This window comes from Hyphomicrobium sp. (assembly GCF_051860585.1).
Lineage (GTDB): Bacteria > Pseudomonadota > Alphaproteobacteria > Rhizobiales > Hyphomicrobiaceae > Hyphomicrobium_C.
The window spans coordinates 1-3,734 of the sequence record NZ_JBHYDS010000020.1; the positions used below are offsets into that span (position 1 = coordinate 1).

The 3,734-nt window shown below is 67.9% G+C and carries 1 protein-coding gene; it reads left to right on the forward strand.

The window, feature by feature from the left end; all coding sequences use genetic code 11:
* Positions 1 to 3,734 (forward strand): O-linked N-acetylglucosamine transferase family protein (locus tag ACTIFK_RS18980; protein ID WP_439544582.1); only part of this gene is annotated, 3,734 nt, incomplete at both ends.

The window sequence follows — 3,734 nt, forward strand, 5'->3', positions numbered from 1 at the left end:
TCGATCCCCTGCTGCGCCACCTCGACCGGACCAAGCTCGAGATCGTCTGCTACGCCGAGGTGACGAACGAGGACCACGTCACCCAGGCCTTCAAGGGCATGGCCGATCACTGGCGCTCGACCGTAGGTCTCTCCGACGACCAGCTGGCCGACCGCATCCGCCAGGACCGGATCGACGTACTGGTGGACTTCGGCGGTCATACGTCTGCGAGCCGCGTGCTTGTGATGGCGCGCCGTCCAGCCCCGATCCAGATCGCCCATCACCTGGGTCACGGTTACACGTCCGGCTTATCGGCGATGGACGTCTTCCTGTCCGACCAGGAGATGGCGCCGGTCGGCAGCGAGCATCTGTTTTCCGAACGCATCGTCCGCCTGTCGCGCATTCCTGTCGCGTACCAGCCGCCGGAGGGCATGCCGGAGGTGGCTCCGCTCCCGGCGTTGAAGAACCACTACATCACCTTTGGCTACTTCGGCCGCACGGAGCGCATCAACGACCGCGTCGTGGCGGCGTGGTCGGAGATCCTGAAGCGCGTCCCGAACAGCCGCCTGCTCTTGAACGCGAAGGCGTTCTCGGAAGCGGCGTTCGCGGATCTGATGGCGCAGCGCTTTGCTGCGCACGGCATCGGCCGTGAGCGGCTCGCCATGGTCTACACGAGCCCGCAGCCCAAAACGTGGTCGGCCTATGGCGATGTCGACATCGCGCTGGACCCGTTCCCGCACAACGCGGGCACGACGACGATCGAAGCCTTGTGGCTGGGCGTTCCGGTGGTGTCGGTCGAGGATCGCCCGTCGGTTGGCCGCTTCGGCGCGAGCAATCTCAGCGCCGTCGGCCTGCGCGACTGGGTGGCGGCGGACATCGCGGGCTATGTGGCGCTGGCGGCGGCGAAGGCGTCCAACCTCGAAGCGCTCGCGACCCTGCGCGCTGGCATGCGGGCGCGCGTTGCGAACTCTCCGCTCTGCGACGGCCCCGGCCTCGCCCGCGAGATCGAGACCGCCGTCCGAAGCCTCTGGACCGAATGGTGCCGGAAACGGGCCCCCATCGTGCCCTCCGTTCCGAAGGCCGTCCTCGAGCGGCGCGCGGCGGTCATGAAGGACGCACATCGCGTCGACGGGGCAGGACGCCCGGCGGACGCCGCGGCCGCGCTCCTGGTACACTGGACCAGCGATCCGTCCGACAGCGACGCCGCGACGTATCTCTCCGATCTCTATCGCCGTCTCGGCCGGCTTCCCGAGGCTGAAGCCGCCGCCCGGGCGGCCCTGCATGCGATGCCCAAATCGTCGTCTGCATCCAATGCCCTCGGCAATGCCTTGGCGGCGCAGTTTCGCATGACCGAAGCGGAAGCGGCCTTCACCGATGCCATTTCCATCGCGCCGGATCATGCCGAAGCCCTCAACAATCGCGCCCTCGTGCTAATGCGCCGCGGCCGCCTCTGCGCCGCCGAGCGTGATTTGCGCATGGCGCAGCGCCTCCGCCCGGATCTTGTGGAAGTCGGCTTCAACCTTGCCAACTCGGTGCAGGACCAGGGCCGCGCCGCCGAGGCCATCGAGATCTTCCAGGAGACGCTGAAGCGCTCGCCGAACAATCCCACCGGCCACGGCATGATGCTGTTCGCCGTCACGTACCACCCGGGCCTGACGAGCGAACAGATCTATGCGGAATTCCGGCGCTGGAACGAACTGCACGCCGAGCGCCATGCGCCGAAAAACCCCGTCTGGGCCAACGACCGAACGACCCCGCGCCGCCTGCGCGTCGGCTACGTCTCGCCCGATTTCGCCACCAAGTCCTCGCGCCATTTCATCGAGCCGATCCTCGTCGGCCACGACCGCAGCAAGGTCGAGATCTTCTGCTACGCCGAAGTGCCGACGCCGGACGGCGAAACCCAACGCCTGAAGGCCCTGGCCGAGAACTGGCGCGCGACTGTCGGCCTCACCGACGACCAGCTCGCGGATCTCATTCGCCGCGACGCCATCGACGTGCTCGTCGACCTCGGCGGTCATACGGCCCGCAACCGCCTGCTCACGTTCGCGCGCAAGCCCGCCCCGGTGCAGGTCGCCCACTTCCTCGGCCATGGATATACGTCCGGCCTCTCGGTGATGGACGCCTTCCTCGCCGACGATGCGCTCGCCCCCGAGGGTTGCGATCACCTCTTCTCGGAGCCGGTCGAGCGCATGCCGCGCATGCCGGTCGCGTACGAGCCGCCGCAGGGCATGCCCGACGTGGCCCCGCTCCCGGCCCTCAAGAACGGTTTCATCACCTTCGGCAATTTCGGCCGCGCCGTCCGCCTGAACGAGACGGTCATCGCCACCTGGTCGAAAATTCTTTCCGCCGTGCCGCGGTCGCGCCTCGTGCTGAACACGGTCGCGTTCCGCGACGAGGAAGTCTGCCGCCGCTTCAGCGATCTCTTCGCGGCGCACGGCATCGGCGCCGAGCGCATCGATCTGACGTTTACGACACCGCAGCCGAAAACATGGGAAGCCTACGGCGAGATCGACATCGCGCTCGATCCCTTCCCCCACAATGGCGGCACCACCACCATCGAGGCGGCCTGGCTCGGCGTGCCATCGGTCTGCCTCTCCACGCGCCCCTCGGTCGGCTGCTTCGGCGCCACCATCATGGGTTCGCTGGGCCTATCGGATTGGGTTGCAACCACGCGCGACGCGTATGTCGCCAAGGCCATTGCTCGCGCCCGCGACATCGAAGCGCTCGCCGAAGTGCGGATGGGCTTGCGCGACCGGATGGCGGCGTCGCCGCTCTGCGACGCGAAGGGGCTCGCGAAGGAATTGGAGCGCGTCTATCAGCGCCTCTGGCAACGCTACGTTGATCGCGAAGATGCCATCGAGACGCTGCAGCAAGCAGCCGGATGGGCCTATGGACGCGGCAACGCGGCCCGCGCCGTCGAGCTATTCCAGGACGCCGCGCGGCGTAGCCGCCGGCCCACCATCCTGTCGAATTTGGGCGCCGCTCTCCGTGCCTGCGGACGCGTCGAAGAGGCGGAAGCGGCCTACCGCGAAGCGATCGCGCGCGCGCCCGACTTTCCGAACGCCTACGGCAACCTCGGTAACCTGCTGCAAAGCCGCGGCCGGCTTGCCGAGGCGGAAACCGTCCTCCGTCGCGCCAGCGAGCTCGTCCCGAACGACCCGCAGGTGCTCCGGAGCTTCGGCATGTGCCTGATGCGCCTCTTGAAGGCGGCCGAAGCCGAAGCGGTCTTGCGCAAGGCCGCGGCCCTGATGCCGAACGACGGCGACATCCACGACAATCTGGCCCAGCTGCTGCGCCAGAAAGGCCAGCCCGCCGCCGCCGCCGCGATCTACGACACGGTCGCCGATGCCATTGCGAACAACTGGCGCGCGATCGGCAATCAGGCGCTGCTGCTGCAGGATCTCTCCCGCTACACTGACGCTGAGGCCTTGTTCCGCCGCGCATTGGCGATGAAGCCGGATTACGCGTTGGCGCACGCGAACCTGCTGTTCTGCCTGAACTACCACCCGGACCGCAGCGCCGAGGAGATCTTCGCCGAGTACCGGCGCTTCGATGCCGCCCACGCCAAGCCGCACATGCCGGCGAATGTCGCTTTCGCCAACGACCCCACGCCCGGCCGCCGCATCCGCATCGGCTTCCTCTCGCCGGACTTCCGCGAGCACGCCGCGCGCCACTTCCTCGATCCCCTGCTGCGCCACCTCGACCGGACCAAGCTCGAGATCGTCTGCTACGCCGAGGTGACGAACGAGGACCAC